The sequence below is a fragment of the Raoultella sp. genome, from assembly GCF_039594335.1.
Classification (GTDB): Bacteria; Pseudomonadota; Gammaproteobacteria; order Enterobacterales; family Enterobacteriaceae; genus Klebsiella.
Genome location: NZ_JBCNNS010000056.1, coordinates 1 through 20,785, shown reverse-complemented (window position 1 = coordinate 20,785; position 20,785 = coordinate 1). Strand labels below are relative to the sequence as shown.

Below are 20,785 nucleotides of genomic sequence, written 5' to 3'. Positions count from 1 at the left end.
CTTTCAGGATGCGTCCGATAGAACAACGCGGCGGTGACCTGAATGATGAGTGTATGCCGCTTTCCCCTTACCCTGAGGTTGATGTGCAGTTAACGAGTTTCACGGATTACGGATTACGAGCGCTGATTTATATGGCTTCGTTACCGGATGGAAGAATGACGAATATCTCCGAAGTGACGGAGGTTTACGGCGTTTCCCGTAATCATATGGTAAAAATAATCAATCAGTTAAGTCGTGCTGGCTACGTGATGGCCGTGCGGGGTAAAAATGGGGGTATTCGCCTCGGTAAGCCGGCGAATACTATTCGGGTTGGCGATGTTGTCCGCGATCTGGAACCGCTGTCGCTGGTCAATTGCAGCAGCGAATTTTGCCATATTACACCTGCCTGTCGCCTGAAGAAGGCGCTGGCTGAAGCAGCGCAAAGTTTTCTCAAGGAACTAGATAACTACACGCTGGCTGATTTGGTTGAAGAAAATCAACCGCTTTATAAATTATTACTGGTGGAGTGACATAAACTCACATCAGAGATGACAACGGAGGAACCGACATGTCACAAGATCCTTTCCAGGAACGCGAAGCTGAAAAGTATGCGAATCCCATCCCAAGCCGGGAATTTATCCTCGATCATTTAGCAAAACGTGAAAAACCTGCCAGTCGCGAAGAGCTGGCGACAGAACTGAATATCGAAGGCGAAGAACAACTTGAAGGACTGCGCCGCCGCCTGCGCGCCATGGAGCGTGACGGGCAGCTGGTCTTTACCCGCCGCCAGTGCTACGCATTGCCGGAGCGTCTCGACCTGCTCAAGGGCACTGTTATCGGCCACCGCGACGGCTATGGCTTCCTGCGCGTTGAAGGGCGTAAAGACGACCTTTATCTCTCTTCCGAGCAGATGAAAATGTGCATCCATGGCGATCAGATCCTCGCGCAGCCGCTGGGTGCGGACCGTAAAGGCCGCCGCGAAGCGCGCGTGGTGCGTATTCTGGTGCCAAAAACCAGCCAGATTGTCGGCCGCTATTTCACCGACGCCGGCGTGGGCTTTGTCGTACCGGACGACAGTCGCCTGAGCTTTGATATCCTGATCCCGCCGGAAGAGGTGATGGGCGCGCGAATGGGCTTCGTGGTGGTAGTGGAGCTGACCCAGCGCCCGACCCGTCGTACTAAAGCGATCGGTAAAATCGTCGAAGTGCTGGGTGATAATATGGGTACCGGCATGGCGGTTGATATGGCGCTGCGTACCCATGAAATCCCTTACACCTGGCCACCGGCGGTAGAGAAACAGGTTTCGGTGCTGAAAGAGCAGGTGCCGGAAGAGGCGAAAGCGGGCCGCGTGGATTTACGCGACCTGCCGCTGGTGACTATCGATGGTGAAGATGCCCGCGACTTTGATGACGCCGTTTACTGCGAGAAAAAACGCGGCGGCGGCTGGCGCCTGTGGGTGGCGATTGCTGACGTCAGCTACTATGTGCGTCCTGGTACGCCGCTGGACGCTGAAGCACGCAGCCGCGGTACCTCGGTCTACTTCCCGTCTCAGGTCGTACCGATGCTGCCGGAAGTGCTCTCCAACGGCTTATGTTCCCTGAACCCGCAGGTCGATCGCCTGTGCATGGTCTGCGAGATGACCATTTCGTCCAAGGGGCGCCTGACCGGCTACAAGTTCTATGAAGCGGTGATGAGCTCACACGCACGCCTGACTTACACCAAGGTGTGGCATATGCTGCAAGGTGATCAGGAGCTGCGAGAGCACTATGCACCGCTGGTGAAGCATATCGAAGAGCTGCATGCGCTTTATAAAGTGCTGGATAGCGCGCGCGAAGAACGTGGCGGGATCTCTTTTGAGAGCGAAGAAGCGAAGTTCATTTTTAACGCAGAACGCCGTATTGAGCGTATTGAGCAGACGCAGCGTAACGATGCGCACAAGCTGATCGAAGAGTGCATGATTCTGGCGAACATCTCTGCCGCCCGCTTTGTTGAGAAGGCGCAGGAGCCGGCGCTGTTCCGTATCCACGATAAGCCGAGCACCGAAGCGATTACCGCCTTCCGTTCCGTACTGGCAGAACTGGGGCTGGAGCTGCCTGGCGGCAACAAGCCAGAGCCGCGTGATTACGCTGAACTGTTGACCTCGATTGCCGATCGTCCGGATCATGAAATGCTGCAAACTATGCTGCTGCGCTCGATGAAACAGGCGATATACGACCCGGAAAACCGCGGTCACTTTGGTCTGGCGCTGCAATCTTACGCGCACTTCACTTCGCCTATTCGTCGTTACCCGGACCTGTCGCTGCATCGTGCGATTAAGTACCTGCTGGCGAAAGAGCAGGGCCATAAAGGTAACAGCACCGAAACTGGCGGCTGGCACTACAGCATGGATGAAATGCTGCAGCTGGGTGCGCACTGTTCGATGACCGAACGTCGTGCCGACGAAGCCACCCGCGAAGTTTCCGACTGGCTGAAGTGTGACTTTATGCTGGATCAGGTGGGTAACGTCTTTAAAGGTGTGATTGCCAGCGTCACCGGCTTTGGTTTCTTCGTGCGTCTGGATGAGCTGTTTATTGATGGCCTGGTGCACGTCTCCTCGCTGGATAACGATTACTATCGTTTCGACCAGGTCGGGCAACGTCTGATCGGTGAATCCGGTGGTCAGACTTACCGCCTGGGCGATCGCGTGGAGGTCCGCGTGGAAGCGGTCAACATGGACGAACGTAAAATCGACTTCTCGCTGATCTCCAGCGAACGCGGTCCGCGCAACGTTGGCAAGACCGCTCGGGAGAGGACGAAGAAGACCAATGGCGCCAGCAATAATGCAGGTAAACCGTCCGGCCGTCGCCGTCAGACGGGCAAGAAGGTGAACTTCGAGCCAGACAGCGCTTTCCGTGGTGATAAGGGCAAACCGAAGCCGACGAAAGCGAAAAAAGAGAATAGCGCGAAAAAGCCATCAGCCAAGACGCAGAAAATCGCGGCGGCGACAAAGGCGAAACGTGCGGCGAAGAAAAAAGTCGCTGAGTAAGCGTCAGACAACCTGAAGCATGACGAGTATATAACCCCTTCCAGTGGGAGGGGGTTATTCTTTTTTGCCGTAAGTCATTCCACAACAGAATAGATATTTCTCCCTTCCCCGCGTATTTCCTGCTTAGTCTGTTTTCAGCAATCGTTATTTATTCTTTTTGATTAGGCATATTTTTTCACTGTGTATAGTGGATTTTACTTTTGCTATCCCCCCCCCCCTTTGTATGTGCAAGGAGCATATATGCATCTGGCTCGTTTTCCCCGTGTGTCACTTGGTCATTTCCCGACTCCGCTTGAGCCGCTGGATAATTTGTCGAAATTATTAGGTGGGCCAAAAATATGGATAAAGCGAGATGATGCGACCGGTCTGGCGAGCGGGGGGAATAAAACCCGTAAGCTGGAGTTTTTACTGGCGGATGCGCTGGCGAAAAACGCCGATGTGGTGATTACCCAGGGGGCCACACAGTCTAATCATGTCCGTCAGACGATTGCCGGCGCGGCACGTCTTGGCCTGCAGGCTAAAGCGCTGCTGGAACAGCGGGTGACAGATTTTGGCGAGGATTACCAACGCTCCGGCAATGTGCTGCTGGATGAACTTCTGGGCGGGGAGATCGTTGCTCATCTGCCGGGCGGCAGCGATATGCAGCAGGCGATGGAGGAGTATGCCGCCACGTTGCGTGAACAAGGATACAATCCATACATCATCCCCGGGGGTGGCTCTAACCCCATCGGCGCGCTGGGTTACGTCGCCTGCGCCGAAGAGCTGTTGTACCAGTCATCTCAGCTACGTCTGCGCATCGACCACGTGGTGCACGCTACGGGCAGCACCGGGACTCAGGCGGGGCTGGTGGCGGGCTTTACGGCGACCAACAGCCACGTTCCGGTGCTGGGCATCAGCGTGCGTGCGCCAAAGCTGAAGCAGGAAGAGAACGTCTGGAATCTGGCGGCGAGAACGCTCAACCTGCTTGGCGTGGCGGGCGAACTGCCGCGTAGCGCCGTGGTGGTCAATAGCGATTACGTCGGAGAGGGCTACGGTCTGCCTGCCGCGGGAACGCTGGAAGCGCTGAGGCTGCTGGCGCGCCACGAGGGGATTCTGCTGGATCCGGTCTACTCTGCGAAAGGGATGGCGGGGCTTATCGATCTGATTCGCCAGGGTCACTTCCGTCAGGATGAGAACGTAGTCTTTATCCATACAGGCGGTTCTGCCGGACTGTTCGGCTACCGCCAGCTGTTAGAGGCGCAGACCCGTCATGACTAAGCCGTTTCTGCTTGGTGTGCTGGGAGGAATGGGGCCGCTCGCCACGCTGGACTTTCAGCGACGCCTGCTTGACGCCACGCCAGCGCAGAACGATCAGCAGCAGCTTCCTTCGGTGGTGTGGAACGTCCCGCAGATCGCGGACCGACAAAAGGCGCTGGCGGGAAGCGGGCCGTCGCCGCTGCCGCAGCTTATCCATGGTATTGAAAAGCTCAATCAGGCAGGGGCAAGCCATATCGCCATCCCGTGTAATACGGCGCATCACTGGTATGACGCCCTCAGCCAGGTGAGCGATGCCCCGATTCTGCACATTGTTGATGCGACGCTAGTCGCGCTGACGCAGCAGGCGGACAAACCTCAGCGGGTGGGAATTATCGCCACGCAAGGCACGCTGGCGGCGGGCTGGTATCAACGCAAGCTGGCGGCGCAGGGAGTGGCGGTGATTGAACCGACGGAGGAGGAGCTGGTCCGTTGGTTTGTCCCCGGGTGTTATGCAGTCAAACGTGGTGAGCTGGAAGAGGGGGGCGAGCTGCTGGTACACCAGGCCAGCGCGCTGTTTGCCCGCGGCGCGCAAAAGCTGATTCTGGCCTGCACCGAGGTTCCCGTTGCGCTTGCGGCGGTGAAGGCGCCGTTTGCTCACCTGACGTTCGATCCGGCCCAGGCGCTGGCCGAGCGATGTTCGCAATTATGGCAAGACCGTTAAAACATCACTGAATACGATTGAGCCCGCTTATTGACCGGGCGTGAAATTTCCGAATTTGCGAAGGGTAAATATAATGAAAAAAATTCTCTGCTTATTCCTTGCAGCGGGTAGCTTATGGGCCAATGTCAGCTTTGCAGATGCGCCTGGTGAAGTCCGGGTGGCTTATAGCGGTGGTTCTCAGGTATTAATGCTGGCGAAGGCCGACGGCTCTCTGGATAAAGCGTTAAACACTAAAGTGAAGTGGGTGCAGTTTGCCTCCGGTGCCGATGCATTAAATTATTTCGCCAGCAATGCGATCGACATTGCTAACTTCGGATCCAGCCCGGCAGCGGCGGGGATTGTCAGAAAACTGCCGGTGGAGATTATTGGCGTTTCCGGCGTCATCGCCAGCTATGAACGGCTGATTGGCAAAGAGGGTATCAGCAGCATTAAAGATATTGAAGGCAAGCGCGTGGCCTATCCGCCGAATTCGACGGCGCAGTACGCCCTGGAAGCCGCCATCGACGTCAACAAACTGGATCGCAGCAAGATCACCCTGCTGCCGCTGCGCCCGGCCGATATGGTCGCTGCCTGGAAGCGCGGCGATATCGATGCCGGTTATGTCTGGGCGCCGTTTGCCCAGGAGCTGGAGTCCCCCGGCGGACACCAGGTCTTCGCCACCAAAGATCTGCAAAAGGATGGGTACCTGATTTACAACAACTACGTGGTGCGTAAAGCCTTTGCCGAGCAATATCCACAGGTGATCACCGCCTTCCTGCGTGTTCACCAGCAAAAGGTTGACGAATTTAAGCGAGACCCGGAGGGCGCGGCGGCGATCGTGGCGAAAGAAGTTGGCGCGCCGGTGGCCACCGCAGCGAATACACTTGGCGGTCTGGAATACCCCACGCTGAGCCAGCAGGGGACAGCGGCATGGCTGGGTAACGGGACGCAAACCTCCGACAGCGGTATCGGCAAAGCGCTGAGCAAAACCTCTGGCTTCCTCGCGGGGATTGGCGAAATCCGCAAACGTGATATTCCGGCGAACTGGGATACCGCGATTGATTCACGCTATATCCGCGAAGCGGCGGTAGCCGCACAATGAGATTGCGTCAGCATATCGCTATCAGCATCGTCTCGGTGGCGGTTTTCTTTATCGTCTGGCAGGTGGCGGCGATGCGGCAGTGGGTCGACCCGCTGCTACTGCCCTCCTTAACGGATATCGGCCTCACGACCAAAGAGCTGCTGGCGGATGGCTATCGTCAGGTGCCGCTGTGGGAGCATATCGCGGTGAGCCGCGCGCGCGCCCTCAGCGCCTTTGCGGTAGCGATTATCATCGGCATTCCGCTGGGACTGCTGATGGGGCTGTCGGACGGCCTCGCCGCCGTGTTAAACCCGTTCGTGCAGTTTCTGCGTCCGCTGCCCAAAATCGCCCTGATCCCGCTGGCCGTGGTCTGGCTGGGGATCGGCGAAGCGTCCAAATTCTTCCTGATATTTATCGCCACCTTTTTAAGCGTGGTGGTCGGGGCCTCCGCCGCCGTCGAGCGTATTGGCCGCTCGCGCATTCGCGTGGCGCAAACTCTCGGCGCCTCGCGCAAGCAAATTTTCCTGCGGGTGGTGTTGCCGGATGCGCTACCCGATCTCTTCACTACCGTCAGGCTGTCGATCGGTATCGGCTGGACCTCGCTGATTGCGGCGGAGATGGTGGCGGCCAGCTCGGGCCTCGGCTGGATGGTGATTAACGCCAGCGCCTATCTGCGTACCGATATCGTCATGCTCGGCATTCTGCTGCTGGGCGGCATTGGCTATTTGCTGGATTTATTGCTGCTGGGGCTACAGCGCCTGTTTGTGCCTTGGGCGGGGAAAGAATAATGAGTGCCATCACGCTGGAAAATGTTTCGCTCTCTTTTGCGGCCAGGCCGCAACCGTTCACGGTGCTCGAGGATATCAGCCTGTCGCTGAAAAAAGGGGAGTTTGTCGTCCTGCTGGGCCCTTCGGGCTGCGGGAAATCCACCATTCTCAACCTGGTCGCCGGGTTTACCCAACCAGACCGAGGTCGCGTGGCGGCGGGTGGCAAACCGGTGCGTGCGCCGGGGTCAGATCGCGGCATGATTTTCCAGCAGCCGAATCTGTTCCCGTGGCTGTCGGTGCTGGAGAATGTCACCTTTGGCCCGCGACTGGGAAAATACCGCAAACAAGAGGTCAATGTGCGAGCGCTGGACTGGTTGGGGCGTGTGGGCCTGAAAGGGTTTGAACATCATGCTCCCTGGCAGCTCTCCGGCGGCATGAAACAACGTGTGGCGCTGGCGCGGGCCTGGCTGCCCGGCCCGGAAGTGCTGCTGCTGGATGAACCTTTCGGCGCGCTGGATGCACAAACCCGGCTGATGATGCAGGAACTGCTGCGCGAGGCCTGGCTGGCGACCGGGACCACGCTGCTGTTTGTGACCCACGATGTCGAAGAGGCGTTGTTCCTCGCCGACCGTATTCTGATTATGTCAGCGAAGCCGGGAAAAATCGTCGAAGAGATTGTCTTGCCCTTTGGCCGCGAGCGGGATATCGAAACCCTGGCCGAACATCCGCACTACAGCGAGATTAAGCATCACGTTTTGCACCGGGTACGCCAGGAGGCAAAACGGCATTTAGGTTAAACGCGACTCCCGGCGGCGGGCAGTTTAATCGGACAAGAGTCGATTTGAACGCTATGTCGGTTATAATAGGCGCAAGTGAAGTGGTTCACGGCCCAATTAACCCGGCGCATACCGCCCCAGATGAGTACCTTTAATGAGTGAAATGATTTACGGCATCCACGCGGTGCAGGCCCTGCTTGAGCGCGCTCCAGAGCGTTTTCAGGAAGTTTATATTCTGAAAGGCCGCGAGGATAAACGCCTGCTGCCGCTGATTCATGCTCTGGAAGCGCAGGGCGTGGTGATTCAGGTGGCTAACCGTCAGTTTCTGGACGAGAAAAGCGAAGGTGCCGTGCATCAGGGGATTATTGCCCGGGTGAAGCCGGGGCGTCAGTATCAGGAGAACGATCTCCCGGATCTGCTTGCCTCGCTTGAGCAGCCGTTCTTGCTGATCCTCGATGGTGTCACCGATCCGCACAACCTCGGTGCCTGTCTGCGTAGTGCCGACGCGGCTGGCGTACATGCGGTGATTGTCCCGCGTGACCGTTCCGCCCAGTTGAACGCGACAGCGAAAAAAGTCGCCTGCGGCGCGGCGGAAAGTGTCCCGCTGATCCGCGTCACCAACCTTGCGCGCACTATGCGCCTGCTGCGGGAAGAGAATGTCTGGATCGTCGGCACCGCGGGTGAAGCGGACCATACGCTGTTCCAGAGCAAAATGACCGGCCCGATGGCGCTGGTCATGGGGGCGGAAGGTGAAGGGATGCGTCGCCTGACCCGCGAACACTGCGATGAGTTAATCAGTATTCCAATGGCTGGCAGCGTCTCTTCACTGAACGTTTCTGTCGCGACCGGGATTTGTTTGTTTGAAGCGGTGCGCCAGCGTAGCTGATATGTTTGCCGGGTGGCGGCTGCGCCTTACCCGCTCTACAGAACCGTAGGCCCGGCAAGCTTGTACTGCCGGGCAATTTGTCACTCATCCAGCGACCGCAGATGGTCGTTTCTCTTCAGCGTCATCAGCGCGAAAATACTCACCACCGCCGTTGCCATCACGTAATAAGCCGGAATATCGAGGTTCCCTGTCTGCTTAATCAGACCGGTGATAATCAGCCCTGCACATCCCGAGAAAATCGCGTTCGACAGTGAATACGCCAGCCCAAGCCCGGTGTAACGTACTTTGGTCGGGAACATCTCTGACAGCATCGCGGGTCCTGGGCCCGCCAGCATGCCGACTAATCCCCCGGCCATCAACACGACCAGCGCTTTTACCAGCAACGTGCTGGATTCCGCCTGCAGAATTTTCAGCAGCGGGAGCGCCAGGATAAGCAGCAACACCGCGGCAATCACCATCACGTTGCGGCGCCCCCATTTATCGCTGAGCATCCCGGCGGGCAGAATCGTCACAGCGAAACCAATATTGGAGATCACCGCAATCAGCAACGCCTGATGAAAACCGGTATGCAGCGAGGATTGTAGGTAGGCGGGCATAATCACCAGATAGGTGTAACCCGCAGCGGACCAGACCATCAGGCGGCCAATGCCGGTCAGAATGGCCTTCAGCGTCCGGCCGAAGTTCGCCGCAGGCTGTGGATGCTGCTGTCGCTGCTGGCGGAGAAAGCCCGGCGTCTCCTCCATCTTCATCCGTAGCCAGAGCGCCACGCCTCCCATCGGTATGGCGAGGAAGAAGGGGAGGCGCCAGCCCCAGGCGTACAGCTGCTCCGGGCTCAGAACAGCTGAAATCAAAGCCACGATGCCCGCCCCAGCCAGCAGCCCTAAAGCCACGGTAAAGGATTGCCAGGCGCCATACAGCCCGCGTTTCCCGCGTGGGGCGAACTCGGTCATCAGTGACACCGCGCCGCCATATTCGCCGCCGGCAAACAGGCCCTGAAGAATGCGCAGTCCTGTCAGAATCAACGGCGCGGCAAGCCCGATACTGGCATAAACCGGCACCAGGCCAATGGCCGTCGTCGCCAGGGTCATCATTACCAGCACGATAATCAGCGTGGGTTTACGGCCAATACGATCGCCGATCCGGCCAAAAATAATGGCGCCTAGAGGGCGGAAGAAGAACGCGATAGCGAACGAAGCATAGGTCAGGATCAGACCCGTCAGCGGCGCTTCCCCTGCAAGCTGAAAGAAGTTGCGGGCGATAACCGTCGCCAGAAAGCCATATACCGCGAACTCGTACCATTCAATAAAGTTGCCGATAGAGCCGGCGATCAGCGCGCGTTTATGTGCGCCCATTGTCGTTGTTACGGTCTGCATAAATCATCCTGACATGAGCAAAAAAGTCACAAATGAATAAACTATTCCATACATTTCCTCTTATGAAATTTAAAATTCTTGTGGCTGTGATGGGCTTCACGAAGGGGGAGATGGTTTTTTGTGACCGGACTCGCGAGCGATGTCCCGCGAGCGTAGCCATACTGAATAATAATGCCAATGACGTAAGGAGACAGTATGGCCTGGCAAACGCATACCGTGTTCAATCAGCCTGCGCCGCTGATGAACAGCAATTTATTTCTGTCGGATAGCGCGCTGCGTGAAGCCGTGGCGCGTGAAGGGGCTGGATGGGACAGTGATTTACTGGCCAGTATCGGCCAGCAACTGGGGGCGGCGGAGTCGCTGGAGCTGGGGAGGCTGGCGAACACTAATCCGCCGGAATTGCTGCGCTACGATGCAACCGGTACCCGGCTTGATGATGTCCGGTTTCACCCTGCCTGGCACTTATTGATGCAGGGGCTGTGCGCCAACCGGGTGCATAATCTGGCCTGGCAGGAGGATGCCCGCGCGGGCGCCTTTGTTGCGCGCGCCGCCCGCTTTATGCTGCATGCGCAGGTGGAAGCGGGGACTTTGTGTCCGATAACCATGACCTTTGCGGCTACGCCACTGTTACAGCAGGCGCTCCCCAAACCTTTTAGCGACTGGCTGTCTCCCTTGCTGAGTGACCGCTACGATCCGCATCTGGCGCCGGGCGCTCAGAAACGTGGGGTGTTAATTGGCATGGGGATGACGGAAAAACAGGGTGGGTCTGACGTCTTGATCAATACCACCCGGGCGGAAAAAACCGCCGAAGGCTTTTATCATCTGGTCGGTCATAAATGGTTTTTCTCGGTTCCGCAAAGCGATGCGCACCTGGTCCTCGCTCAGGCGGCGCAAGGTCTCTCCTGCTTTTTTGTGCCTCGTCTGCTTCCCGATGGGCAGCGCAATGCCCTGCATCTGGAGCGGCTGAAAGATAAGCTGGGCAACCGTTCGAATGCCAGCAGTGAAGTCGAGTTCTTTGAAGCCCGCGGTTGGCTGGTGGGTGAAGAGGGCGATGGCGTTCGGCAAATACTCAAAATGGGCGGGCTCACCCGTTTCGACTGCGCGATCGGCAGCCACGCATTAATGCGTCGGGCCTATTCGGTGGCGCTCTATCATGCGTTGCAGCGCCAGGCATTCGGTAAGAATCTGGTCGATCAGCCGATGATGCGTCAGGTGCTGGGCCAGATGGCGCTGCGCCTTGAAGGGCAGACCGCCTTTCTGTTCCGTCTGGCGCGGGCGTGGGATAGTCGCAATGACGCCAGAGAGGTCCTCTGGGCTCGCTTATTTACGCCGGCGGCGAAGTTTACCATCTGCAAATCCGGGATCCCGTTTGTTGCCGAGGCGATGGAGGTGCTGGGCGGTATTGGCTACTGTGAAGAGAGTGAGCTGCCGCGCCTGTATCGTGAGATGCCTGTCAATAGTATTTGGGAAGGCTCTGGCAATATCATGTGTCTGGACGTGATGCGGGTGCTGGGTAAACATCCGGCAGCGCTGGAGCTGTTGGCGGCGGAGTGCGCAGAGGTTAAGGGGCAAAACCGCCATTTCGATCGTACGTGGCGACAGTTGCAACAGCTGCTACGGCGACCAGCGGAAGAGCAGGGCAGAGAGATTGCCCGCCGGGTTTATATGCTCGGCGTCGGGGCGCAGATGCTACGCTACGCTTCGCCGCCGCTGGCGGAGGCCTGGTGTCGTATGATGCTTGACACGCGCGGCGGTATGCGGCTGGATGAGCCGACGCTGGAAGATTTGCTGCTACGAGCGATGGGGCGTGGACGCCAGGCACCTCAGGCGTAAAGAATGGCCTGGACTCGCCAGTTATCCGGCTGCTGCTCCTCGTACATCTGTACGATACGATACCAGGACGCGCCTTGTTCATCGGCCTTTACGGCGATGGCGTGCTCGACGTCCTGCTGGCTGCCGGCAATATTATTGACGGAGATCAGGCCAATTTCATTCAGGCCGGTGACGCAGTCCGCGCTGGCGAATTCCGCCGACTGCGCGGAGGTGTTTGCTGTCGCTGTGGTCAGCAGCAAAGCGGGTAAGGTAAAAGATCGTTTCATCGTCAGCTCCATTTCACGTAGTCCCGAGGGCAGTCCGTTGCTAACGTCCTGCCAGGTTGGCTGGCCGAACGTTATTATGCACAGGAGAACGTGAATGGACGCAAAGCAGTGTAAAGCTGGCTAAAAGACGGTGTACCGCTATTTACGGTACAGAATCGCTTGCGAATACCACTGGCCGGGAACCATGGTGTCATCGATCATGATGATGACGTAGTAATCCGCTTTAGCCGTTTCTGCCTTCGATTTCAACGCCGCTTCGACATCCATCGGCGAACCGTACATCAACACGCTCACCGTTCCCATTTTCTGTAGCCCTGTCGCCTGGTTACGGTGAATCTCTTGCGGATGGTCGGTTGCGGGTGGCGGTGCTTCTGGCGTCCCCTGCAGGGCACTACAACCGCTCAGTGCGATAGCCAGAAACCACGGTGTTAACCTGCGCATAACCATATCTCGTTTCCTGATAGTCATAGTGTAGTGGTAGCCTGAATGTCATTTCCGGGGAATGTTCCCGAAGTGTTATCTCTGACGCGATTTTCGAATGAAAATATCGTGAAAGCGTAACCGAGTTCTCAACATTATGAATCATGGTGAACCTGGTTTCTTGCTGAATATATCAGCCCATGACACACCGCGACCTGAGTGAAAGGAGATAGTCAATGATTGCGCTCGAAATACGTCGTCTGGCGGGGGGGGAAGTGCTCCACGCCTGCCCGCAATATGCGCTGGATAAGCCGTTGCCCTGTATCATATTTTATCACGGTTTTACCTCCTCGAAGCTGGTGTATAGCTACTTCGCCGTGGCGCTGGCGGAAGCCGGGTTTCGGGTCATTATGCCCGATGCACCGGAGCATGGCGCACGTTACGATGGCGATGAACACGGACGGATGCAGCGTTTCTGGCCGATTTTACTGCAAAATTTTGCTGAGTTTCCGGCCTTGCGCGAGGCAGTTATCGGCCAGGGGTGGGTTGAAGGGGGGAGGCTGGCGGTCGCCGGAGCATCGATGGGCGGCATGACGGCGTTGGGGATGATGACCCATCATCCCGATATAAAAAGCGTGGCCTGCCTGATGGGCTCCGGCTATTTTACATCGCTGTCACAGAGTCTGTTCCCTTCGCCCGGCGTCAGTGGAGAACAGCTGGCTGAATGGGATGTCACCCGGCAGCTCAACCCCCTGGCTAACCGACCGCTCTTGCTCTGGCACGGCGATGAAGACGATGTGGTTCCACCAGATGACTCGTTCCGGCTCCAGCAGGGGCTGCGGCAAAACGGTCTGGATACTCACCTGACCTGCGTCTGGCAAAAAGGGGTTCGCCACCGGATAACGCCGGAGGCGTTAGCGACGACGGTGGCGTTTTTTCAACGTCACCTTTAAACGCGAATCACCTGAACACCGTGATCCTCAAGCTGCTTGAGGATCGCTTCATCCGCCTGTTTTCCGGTAATCACCAGGTCAATTTGCCCGGCCTGGCTGAACAGCATTCCGGCACGTTCGCCCACTTTGCTGCTATCGACCAGCACCGCGAGTTTACCGACGACGTTAAGCATTTTTTGCTCCGCCATCGCCGTCAGCATATCGGTTTTATACAGCCCTTCGGCGGTCAGCCCTTTGCCGCTGGTAAACATCCAGTGCCCGGCATAAAGGCTGTTTTCGCTGCCCTGTGGACTCAGGGTGATGGAGTGGCTGCGGTTATACTGCCCGCCCATAATGATCACGCTGTCATGTTCCTGATCGATCAGGTAATTGGCCAGCGGCAGGTAGTTAGTAATGATCTGTACAGGTTTACCGCAGAGTTCCTGCCCAAGCAGAAAGGCGGTAGAGCCGCAGTTGATGACAATGCTTTCGCCGGGATTCACCAGTTGCGAAGCCGCACGTGCAATTCGTACCTTCTCATCATGGTTTTGCGCCTGATGAATGTTCATCGGTGACCAGCGTGGGCGCTGTTCACTGACGGCTTCTGCGCCATTGCGGACTTTTTTCAGCTTGCCGCTTTCGTCGAGTTTATTGATATCACGTCGTGCCGTCGCCGGAGAAATTCCCAGCCGGGAAATCACCTGCTCAACGGTGACAAATCCCGATTGTGCCAGCAAATCCAGTAAAATTTGATGTCTTTGCGCTTCCGTCATGAGCAAATCCGATTAAAAGTGATAAGCAAAGATGATATTTGAAATCAGGTGAAAATACTAATGCCGGGGGGATAATTTCCGGCGAGCGGTCAATGATGACCGCTCTCCGGAGCTGGCTTAAAGGAAGGACTTAAAGGGCAGATCCGGTTCCATAGTGAAGCAGTCATCGAATCCGCGCGGATAGTGGTATTCGAAGTTGTCTTTATCCAGCGGCCAGGTGAACTTCCCGCCGACCTGCCAGATAAAAGGCTTAAAGCCATACTTCAGGCGGTCTTTTTTCATTTCCCACAGAACGCGGATTTCCTGCGGATCAGCCTGGAAGTTTGACCAGATATCGTGATGGAACGGGATCACCACTTTGGTATTCAGCGACTCGGCCATGCGCAGGATATCGGCGCTGGTCATTTTGTCGGTAATGCCGCGCGGGTTCTCGCCATAGGAGCCCAGAGCCACGTCGATCTGGTGTTCGTTCCCATGCTTCGCGTAATAGTTAGAGTAGTGAGAATCCCCGCTGTGGTACAGGTTGCCGCCCGGTGTTTTGAACAAGTAGTTCACCGCGCGCTGATCCATCCCGTCTGGCAGTACGCCCGCGGCTTTTTGATCCGCGGGTAAGGTGATGAGAGCGGTACGGTCAAAAGCGTCGAGCGCATGGATTTCAATATCCTTGATTTTCACCACATCACCCGGTTTCATCACGATGCAGCGCTCTTTCGGTACCCCCCAGCCCATCCACAGATCGACACAGGTTTGCGGGCCGATAAACGGCACGTTCTCGGCGCAGTTCTGCATGACCGCAGCAGCCACGTTCACATCAATGTGATCGTTATGATCGTGGGTCGACAGCACGGCATCGATCTGGCGAATAGCGAACGGATCCAGAACAAACGGAGTCGTACGCAGATTTGGCTGAAGTTTTTTCACGCCCGCCATGCGCTGCATCTGATGACCCGTTTTCATCTGGAGATTGCCGTGGCTTTGTTTGCCAGTACCGCACCAGAAATCAACGCAGATATTGGCTCCGCCTTCGGATTTCAGCCAGATGCCCGTACAACCTAACCACCACATGGCAAAGGTGCCTGGTGCAACCTGCTCTTGCTCAATTTCTTCATTCAGCCAGCTGCCCCACTCCGGGAAAGTGTTGAGGATCCATGATTCGCGGGTAATGGTTTGTACTTTACTCATTGATTTTCCTCTCGCGTACAATCAAAAATAATCAAATTGTGATTTGTTTTGATAAATACTGACACCGTTTATTCAGGATTGCAATCCTGAATTTTGCCATCTCAAACAGTTACACTGAGGGTTAAAGGGAGATATATGCGTGATTTATGATGCTTTTTTTATGTTATTTATTTGATTTATATTGGTTATTTTTTATTTTATGGTGGTGAGGATTAATACAATAGCGGATTGAAAGATTATTTGCGGCGTGTGTCACATTTAATCAAATACAATCTTGTTGTGATTACTTTTGATTATTAGAGTAATCGAAACAACCAACCTGGGCGTAGCGTGCGTTCTGGAACGTCCACCTTCTGGAGTGTGTTATGGAGATTCTCTACCACATCTTTACCGTGTTCTTTAACCAGGTTATGACCAACGCCCCGCTGCTGCTGGGTATTGTGACCTGCCTGGGCTATATCCTGCTGCGCAAAAGTGCCAGCGTTATTGTTAAAGGGACGATTAAAACCATTATCGGTTTTATGCTGTTACAGGCCGGGTCCGGCATTCTGACCAGCACTTTTAAACCCGTGGTGGCGAAAATGTCAGAGGTTTACGGCATCAACGGCGCGATCTCCGATACCTACGCTTCCATGATGGCAACCATTGAACGAATGGGAGAGGCCTACAGCTGGGTGGGCTATGCCGTGCTGTTAGCTCTGGCGCTGAATATTTGCTACGTCCTGCTGCGGCGCATTACCGGTATTCGTACCATCATGCTGACCGGACACATCATGTTCCAGCAGGCGGGGCTGATTGCCGTCTCTTTCTATATCTTCGGCTACCCGATGTGGACGACCATTATCTGCACGGCGGTGCTGGTGTCGCTCTATTGGGGCATTACCTCCAACATGATGTACAAGCCGACCCAGGAAGTGACCGACGGCTGCGGCTTCTCCATCGGACACCAGCAGCAGTTTGCCTCGTGGATTGCTTATAAGATTGCGCCGTATCTGGGGAAAAAAGAGGAGAGCGTTGAGGATCTTAAGCTGCCAGGCTGGCTGAACATCTTCCACGACAACATTGTCTCCACGGCCATCGTGATGACCATTTTCTTCGGCGCGATTTTGCTCTCCTTCGGCATCGACACCGTACAGGTGATGGCGGGTAACACCCACTGGACGGTCTATATCCTGCAAACGGGCTTCTCATTCGCCGTCGCTATTTTCATTATCACCCAGGGCGTGCGCATGTTTGTTGCCGAACTTTCTGAAGCGTTCAACGGTATCTCCCAGCGCCTGATTCCCGGCGCCGTACTGGCGATTGACTGTGCCGCGATTTATAGCTTTGCCCCAAACGCCGTCGTCTGGGGCTTTATGTGGGGCACCATCGGCCAACTGATTGCCGTCGGTATTCTGGTGGGCTTTGGTTCTTCCATTCTGATTATTCCGGGTTTTATTCCGATGTTCTTCTCGAACGCCACCATTGGCGTCTTTGCTAACCACTTTGGTGGCTGGCGCGCGGCGCTGAAGATTTGTCTGGTGATGGGGATGATTGAAATCTTTGGCTGCGTTTGGGCAGTGAAACTGACCGGTATGAGCGCCTGGATGGGCATGGCTGACTGGTCGATTCTGGCACCGCCGATGATGCAAGGCTTTGCCTCCATCGGTCTCGCGTTTATGGCCGTCATCATCATTATTGCACTGGCTTATATGTTCTTCGCAGGGCGGACGCTGCGTGCTGAAGAGGATGCGGAAAAACAACTGGCAGATGCTTCTACTCAATAAGGAGTTTTGACTATGACCGTACGTATTCTGGCTGTATGTGGCAACGGGCAAGGAAGTTCCATGATCATGAAGATGAAGGTGGACCAGTTTTTGACCCAGTCAAATATCGATCACACAGTGAACAGCTGCGCGGTGGGGGAATACAAAAGTGAATTGAACGGCGCGGACATCATCATCGCCTCCACCCATATCGCCGGTGAGATTAGTGTCACCGGCAATAAATACGTGATTGGCGTGCGCAACATGCTCTCGCCCGCGGATTTTGGCCCAAAACTGCTGGAAGTGATCAAAGCGCACTTCCCGCAGGATGTGAAGTAAGGAGACCAAATGAAATTACGCGATTCGCTGGTGGAGAATAACTCCATCTTACTACAGGCCGACGCCAGCACCTGGCAGGAAGCCGTAAAGCTAAGCGTTGATTTACTGGTAAAAGCGGATGTCGTAGAGCCGCGCTACTACCAGGCCATTCTGGATGGCGTAGCTCAGCACGGCCCCTATTTTGTGATTGCCCCCGGTCTGGCGATGCCGCACGGTCGCCCGGAAGAGGGGGTTAAGAAAACGGGCTTTGCGCTGGTCACGCTGAAAACGCCGCTGATTTTCAATCATGAGGATAACGATCCGGTTGATATCCTGATCACCATGGCGGCCGTGGATGCCAATACCCATCAGGAAGTCGGCATCATGCAGATCGTCAATCTGTTTGAAGATGAAGCCAATTTTGACCGTTTACGCGCCTGCAGAACTGCGCAGGAAGTGCTGGATTTAATTGATAACGCCACTGCGGCGACCGTTTAAAAGGAATCGCAAAATGTCATTACCTATGTTGCAGGTTGCGCTGGATAACCAATCCATGTCTTCCGCGTATGAAACGACGCGTCTGATAGCCGATGAAGTGGATATTATTGAAGTCGGTACCATTCTTTGTGTGGCTGAAGGCGTACGCGCCGTTCGCGATCTGAAGGCGCTCTATCCCAATAAAATCGTGCTGGCGGACGCCAAAATCGCTGATGCCGGTAAAATTCTCTCCCGCATGTGTTTTGAAGCCAATGCTGACTGGGTGACCGTGATCTGTTGCGCGGACATCAACACCACCAAAGGCGCACTGGAGGTGGCGAAAGAGTTCAACGGCGATGTACAGATCGAACTGACGGGCTACTGGACCTGGGTGCAGGCACAGGAGTGGCGCGAAGCGGGCATTCAGCAGGTGGTTTATCACCGTAGCCGTGATGCCCAGGCGGCTGGCGTGGCGTGGAGCGAGGCGGACATCAGTGCTATCAAACGCTTGTCCGATATGGGCTTTAAGGTCACCGTCACCGGTGGCCTGGCACTGGAGGATTTGCCACTGTTCAAAGGTATTCCAGTTCATGTCTTTATCGCCGGTCGTAGTATTCGCGACGCTGCTTCTCCTGTGGAAGCCGCCCGGCAATTCAAACGTTCTATCGCTCAACTGTGGGGATAAGGAGCGGCTATGCTGTCGAAACACATTCCGCTCGGCATCTATGAAAAGGCCCTCCCCGCCGGGGAAGGCTGGCTGGAACGCCTGCAACTGGCTAAAGAGCTCGGCTTTGATTTCGTCGAAATGTCGGTAGATGAAACAGACGCCCGCCTGGCGCGGCTTGACTGGAGTCGGGAGCAGCGCCTGGCGCTGGTCAACGCAATTGCGGAAACCGGAGTGCGCGTTCCCTCTATGTGCCTGAGCGCCCATCGGCGCTTTCCGCTTGGCAGCGAAGACGACGCGGTACGGGCGCAGGGTCTGGAGATTATGCGCAAAGCAATTCGGCTGGCGCAGGATGTGGGTATTCGCGTTATCCAACTGGCGGGGTACGACGTTTACTACCAGGAACCCAACAACGAGACGCGCCGTCGTTTCCGCGACGGGCTAAAAGAGAGCGTCGAAATGGCGAGTCGCGCGCAGGTCACACTGGCGATGGAAATCATGGACTACCCGCTGATGAACTCGATCAGCAAGGCGCTGGGCTATGCCCATTATCTGAATAATCCGTGGTTCCAGCTCTATCCGGATATCGGCAACCTGTCCGCTTGGGATAACGATGTGCAGATGGAGCTTCAGGCCGGGATGGGGCATATCGTGGCGGTACATGTGAAGGACACGAAACCTGGCATGTTTAAAAATGTGCCGTTCGGCGAAGGAATCGTGGATTTTGAGCGCTGTTTCGCGACGCTCAAACAAACCGGCTACTGCGGCCCTTATCTGATTGAGATGTGGAGCGAAACGACCACCGATCCGGCCGCTGAAGTCGCGAAAGCACGCGATTGGGTGAAGGCGCGGATGGTCAGCGCAGGTCTGGTGGAGGCGGCATAATGCAAGCGCTAAAACAGCAAGTTTTTGAAGCCAATATGGATTTGCCGCGCTACGGCCTGGTCACTTTTACCTGGGGTAACGTCAGTGCTATCGACCGTGAACGCGGGTTGGTGGTGATTAAGCCCAGCGGCGTCGCCTACGAGACCATGAAAGCGGATGATATGGTGGTCGTGGATCTTGAGGGTAACGTGGTAGAGGGGCGGTATCGTCCCTCTTCTGATACCGCCACGCATCTGGCGCTGTATTGCCGCTATCCGAACCTGGGAGGCGTGGTGCATACCCACTCAACGCACGCGACGGCCTGGGCGCAGGCGGGTCTGGCCATTCCCGCGCTGGGGACGACCCATGCGGACTACTTCTTTGGCGATATCCCCTGCACCCGGGCGTTAAGCGTCCGGGAAGTGGAAGAGGCTTATGAACTGAACACCGGCCATGTGATTATCGAAACGCTGGGTGATGTTGAGCCGCTGCAGATGCCGGGAATGGTGGTCTATCAGCACGGGCCTTTTGCCTGGGGTAAAGATGCGCACGATGCTGTGCACAACGCGGTGGTGATGGAAGAGGTGGCACGGATGGCGTGGATTGCACGCGCGATCAACCCGCAGTTGAAGCCCATCGATAGCTGGCTAATGGACAAACACTTTATGCGCAAGCACGGGCCAGATGCCTACTACGGGCAAAAGTGAAATCAGGTGCTCCGGAGCATTTCATCTTTAGGATGAATCAACCGGTCTGCTCCGGAGCCATTTTTACTGTTGTTAGTAAGCCGCCAGCAGACCCTGCGTCATGCCCAGATGAATGCCCCACAGCGCGACGCCAGCTAAAAGCGGGTCCCAGTGGCTGCTTAGCGCCAGCCCTTTACGCTTGCCGACATAATCGCTGATGACGCCGGAAAACACCTTCAACTGCATTAAGACTTCGCCCTGATTATCGGGCGAAGTCAAAGAGAGGATTAGCGATAAATGGCTGCGCTGGCATGAATCACGCCGTTGCTCTCCGGTTCGTGAATCAGGATCGGTTGAAAATATTTTGCGCCTTGCGCATCGCTCAACTGATTAAGTGCCCGTTCGGCCTCTTGCTCAGTCGCCATATTATGGTTGATATAGATAACGCCCAGACTCTGCACATCGTCCATATTGCGTGCCTGGCGTCCATCGATCTTGATGGCTGCGAGCGCGTTGGCACTCAGTAAAAGCGCAGCCATAGCGGCAATAATGATGTATTTCATACTCTACGCTCCTGACGTTCTGTCGACCATGCTGCGTTAAATACGGGATCCTCCTGGGTTATCGATAGCTCTGATATCAGTGTAATCTCCGGCTACCGTGGCTACCGTGACCATTTCTGATGATGTTGTTCAAAAAAGTGCCGCTGGTGTCGTTGATTAATTTTAAATCACTGACTTAGCGCGGCTTTACCGTTAGTGCGAATTATTTGCGCAATTCGCTTGTCTTAAAGGGGCGGCGA

General features: G+C 55.8%; 22 protein-coding genes and 1 pseudogene. 16 read left to right on the top strand and 7 right to left on the bottom strand.

The features are described 5' to 3' along the window. The first annotated feature begins 83 nt into the window (after positions 1-83). From nsrR to rlmB, 8 genes are all read left to right on the top strand, one after another. Entirely contained in the window at positions 84-509 is a 426-nt protein-coding gene (gene nsrR, locus ACZAHD_RS11990) for a nitric oxide-sensing transcriptional repressor NsrR (protein WP_462456977.1), read from the top strand. A 38-nt stretch (positions 510-547) separates the two neighbouring features. Next, positions 548-3,004 carry a ribonuclease R gene (gene rnr, locus ACZAHD_RS11985; protein ID WP_462456972.1) on the top strand — a complete coding sequence of 819 codons (2,457 nt, stop codon included), beginning with the start codon at positions 548-550 and terminating at the stop codon, positions 3,002-3,004. A 240-nt stretch (positions 3,005-3,244) separates the two neighbouring features. Continuing rightward, the gene (gene cuyA / locus ACZAHD_RS11980) at positions 3,245-4,261 is read left to right on the top strand and encodes a D-cysteate sulfo-lyase (protein ID WP_462456971.1); all 1,017 of its coding nucleotides are present in this window, start codon (positions 3,245-3,247) and stop codon (positions 4,259-4,261) included. Beyond that, positions 4,254-4,961, top strand: coding sequence for a cysteate racemase (cuyB, locus tag ACZAHD_RS11975; protein WP_462456970.1), 708 nt, complete (start codon positions 4,254-4,256; stop codon positions 4,959-4,961). Before cuyA ends, cuyB begins: the two co-directional genes overlap by 8 nt. Before the next feature lie 73 nt (positions 4,962-5,034). After that, complete coding sequence (locus tag ACZAHD_RS11970; RefSeq protein WP_462456969.1) at positions 5,035-6,042, top strand: taurine ABC transporter substrate-binding protein; 1,008 nt, start codon at positions 5,035-5,037, stop codon at positions 6,040-6,042. After that, on the top strand, positions 6,039-6,809 hold the full coding sequence (locus tag ACZAHD_RS11965) for an ABC transporter permease (protein ID WP_462456968.1): 771 nt from the start codon (positions 6,039-6,041) through the stop codon (positions 6,807-6,809). The genes ACZAHD_RS11970 and ACZAHD_RS11965 overlap by 4 nt, the downstream gene beginning before the upstream one ends. After that, positions 6,809-7,585, top strand: a complete 777-nt coding sequence (locus ACZAHD_RS11960; RefSeq protein ID WP_462456967.1) for an ABC transporter ATP-binding protein — start codon at positions 6,809-6,811, stop codon at positions 7,583-7,585. The genes ACZAHD_RS11965 and ACZAHD_RS11960 overlap by 1 nt, the downstream gene beginning before the upstream one ends. A 133-nt stretch (positions 7,586-7,718) precedes the next feature. Next, a complete protein-coding gene (gene rlmB / locus ACZAHD_RS11955) occupies positions 7,719-8,450 on the top strand; it encodes a 23S rRNA (guanosine(2251)-2'-O)-methyltransferase RlmB (RefSeq protein ID WP_462456966.1) in 732 nt (243 codons plus the stop codon). Positions 8,451-8,530: 80 nt separating this feature from the next. Here the strand turns inward: rlmB and ACZAHD_RS11950 are convergent, their stop codons facing one another. Beyond that, positions 8,531-9,823: an MFS transporter gene (locus ACZAHD_RS11950; RefSeq protein WP_462456965.1), complete on the bottom strand. Its 1,293-nt coding sequence runs from the start codon at positions 9,821-9,823 to the stop codon at positions 8,531-8,533. Between the two features lie 195 nt (positions 9,824-10,018). Between ACZAHD_RS11950 and ACZAHD_RS11945 the strand changes: the two genes are divergently transcribed. After that, positions 10,019-11,656, top strand: a complete 1,638-nt coding sequence (locus tag ACZAHD_RS11945) for an isovaleryl-CoA dehydrogenase (protein ID WP_462456964.1) — start codon at positions 10,019-10,021, stop codon at positions 11,654-11,656. Here the strand turns inward: ACZAHD_RS11945 and yjfN are convergent. Next, entirely contained in the window at positions 11,647-11,922 is a 276-nt protein-coding gene (gene yjfN, locus ACZAHD_RS11940; RefSeq protein WP_434648664.1) for a DUF1471 family protease activator YjfN, read from the bottom strand. The genes ACZAHD_RS11945 and yjfN overlap by 10 nt on opposite strands. A 138-nt stretch (positions 11,923-12,060) precedes the next feature. Further along, on the bottom strand, positions 12,061-12,369 hold the full coding sequence (gene bsmA, locus ACZAHD_RS11935; RefSeq protein ID WP_462456963.1) for a biofilm peroxide resistance protein BsmA: 309 nt from the start codon (positions 12,367-12,369) through the stop codon (positions 12,061-12,063). Positions 12,370-12,578: 209 nt separating this feature from the next. Here bsmA and yjfP point away from each other — a divergent pair, with 209 nt between their 5' ends. Then, complete coding sequence (yjfP, locus tag ACZAHD_RS11930; RefSeq protein ID WP_462456962.1) at positions 12,579-13,295, top strand: esterase; 717 nt, start codon at positions 12,579-12,581, stop codon at positions 13,293-13,295. Here yjfP and ulaR read toward each other — a convergent pair. Beyond that, entirely contained in the window at positions 13,292-14,047 is a 756-nt protein-coding gene (gene ulaR / locus ACZAHD_RS11925) for an HTH-type transcriptional regulator UlaR (protein WP_462456961.1), read from the bottom strand. The two genes, yjfP and ulaR, sit on opposite strands and share 4 nt — an antisense overlap. A 117-nt stretch (positions 14,048-14,164) precedes the next feature. Then, complete coding sequence (ulaG, locus tag ACZAHD_RS11920; protein WP_462456960.1) at positions 14,165-15,229, bottom strand: L-ascorbate 6-phosphate lactonase; 1,065 nt, start codon at positions 15,227-15,229, stop codon at positions 14,165-14,167. Positions 15,230-15,594: 365 nt separating this feature from the next. Here ulaG and ulaA point away from each other — a divergent pair, with 365 nt between their 5' ends. Genes ulaA through ACZAHD_RS11890 form a run of 6 tightly spaced genes read left to right on the top strand, consistent with a single transcriptional unit; the run spans position 15,595 to position 20,004 of the window. Further along, positions 15,595-16,995, top strand: coding sequence for a PTS ascorbate transporter subunit IIC (gene ulaA / locus ACZAHD_RS11915; RefSeq protein WP_462456959.1), 1,401 nt, complete (start codon positions 15,595-15,597; stop codon positions 16,993-16,995). A 12-nt stretch (positions 16,996-17,007) separates the two neighbouring features. Beyond that, positions 17,008-17,313: a PTS ascorbate transporter subunit IIB gene (gene ulaB, locus ACZAHD_RS11910; protein ID WP_462456958.1), complete on the top strand. Its 306-nt coding sequence runs from the start codon at positions 17,008-17,010 to the stop codon at positions 17,311-17,313. A 9-nt stretch (positions 17,314-17,322) separates the two neighbouring features. Further along, a complete protein-coding gene (gene ulaC, locus ACZAHD_RS11905; RefSeq protein ID WP_462456957.1) occupies positions 17,323-17,790 on the top strand; it encodes a PTS ascorbate transporter subunit IIA in 468 nt (155 codons plus the stop codon). Between the two features lie 13 nt (positions 17,791-17,803). Then, entirely contained in the window at positions 17,804-18,454 is a 651-nt protein-coding gene (locus tag ACZAHD_RS11900) for a 3-keto-L-gulonate-6-phosphate decarboxylase UlaD (protein ID WP_462456956.1), read from the top strand. Positions 18,455-18,463: 9 nt separating this feature from the next. Next, positions 18,464-19,318 carry an L-ribulose-5-phosphate 3-epimerase gene (locus ACZAHD_RS11895; protein WP_462456955.1) on the top strand — a complete coding sequence of 285 codons (855 nt, stop codon included), beginning with the start codon at positions 18,464-18,466 and terminating at the stop codon, positions 19,316-19,318. Beyond that, the gene (locus ACZAHD_RS11890) at positions 19,318-20,004 is read left to right on the top strand and encodes an L-ribulose-5-phosphate 4-epimerase (protein WP_462456954.1); all 687 of its coding nucleotides are present in this window, start codon (positions 19,318-19,320) and stop codon (positions 20,002-20,004) included. The genes ACZAHD_RS11895 and ACZAHD_RS11890 overlap by 1 nt, the downstream gene beginning before the upstream one ends. 78 nt (positions 20,005-20,082) lie before the next feature. Here the strand turns inward: ACZAHD_RS11890 and ACZAHD_RS11885 are convergent. Both ACZAHD_RS11885 and ACZAHD_RS11880 read right to left on the bottom strand, forming a co-directional pair. Then, positions 20,083-20,172 (bottom strand): annotated as a pseudogene (locus ACZAHD_RS11885) (hypothetical protein); the annotation flags it as partial. A 98-nt stretch (positions 20,173-20,270) separates the two neighbouring features. Then, complete coding sequence (locus ACZAHD_RS11880; RefSeq protein WP_462456953.1) at positions 20,271-20,546, bottom strand: YdgH/BhsA/McbA family protein; 276 nt, start codon at positions 20,544-20,546, stop codon at positions 20,271-20,273. Between the last annotated feature and the right edge of the window lie 239 nt (positions 20,547-20,785).